The organism is Azospirillum terrae (assembly GCF_053470425.1).
The window spans coordinates 1-795 of record NZ_JBPXMR010000060.1; the positions used below are offsets into that span (position 1 = coordinate 1).

1 protein-coding gene is annotated in these 795 nt (G+C 68.3%); it reads left to right on the forward strand.

Annotation, left to right across the window (positions count from 1 at the left end; all coding sequences use genetic code 11):
• A partial coding sequence (locus ACSVDD_RS29700; RefSeq protein WP_448193006.1) for a recombinase family protein occupies positions 1-795 on the forward strand: 795 nt, incomplete at both ends.

A 795-nucleotide genomic window follows, 5' to 3' on the forward strand; every position in this document is an offset into this window, starting at 1 on the left:
TTCCAGCGCCTGATCGCCGAGGTCGGTCTGGGGCACGCCGGCCTCGTGCTCAGTCTCGATGCCTCCCGCCTGGCCCGCAACAGCCGGGACTGGCACCAACTGGTGGAGCTGTGCTCGCTGTTCGGCGTGCTGATCGCCGATGGCGAACGGCTCTTCGATCCGGGCGTCTATCATGACCGCCTGCTGCTGGGGCTGTCCGGCATCATGAGCGAGGCGGAACTGCACCAGATCAAGGTTCGCCTTCACCAGGGCGAGCGGCAAAAGGCGGAACGGGGGGAGTTGCGCCAGCCGCTCCCGGCCGGGCTGGTGGAAGAACGCGGCGGCAGGATCGTCCTGAACCCCGATGAAGAAGTCCAGGCCCGCTTGCATCTGGTGTTCCAGCTGTTTCGAGACCTGGGGAGCGCCCATGCCGTCATGCGCTCGCTGCGCGAGGCCAAGCTGGTGTTGCCGGTTCGGCCTTTGCGCGGGCCCGCCCCGCATGCGGTGATCTGGCAGCCGGCCGACAGCAGCCGCGTGCTCAGCATCCTGAAGAACCCGGCCTATGCGGGAGCCTACGTGTACGGCCGGCATGTCCAGGATCCTCGCCGGCGGCGGTCCGGCTCACCGCGCAGCGGAACGGTGACGCGGTCTCCGGCGGACTGGCCGGTGTGTCTGCTGGACGCTCACCCCGGCTGCATCGGGTGGGAGGAGTTCATGGCCAACCAGAAACGGCTCTCGGACAACGGCAACCATTACGATGCCGATCAACGCGGCGTGCCGCGCAAGGGGCTGGCGCTGCTGCAGGGCATCGCCGTC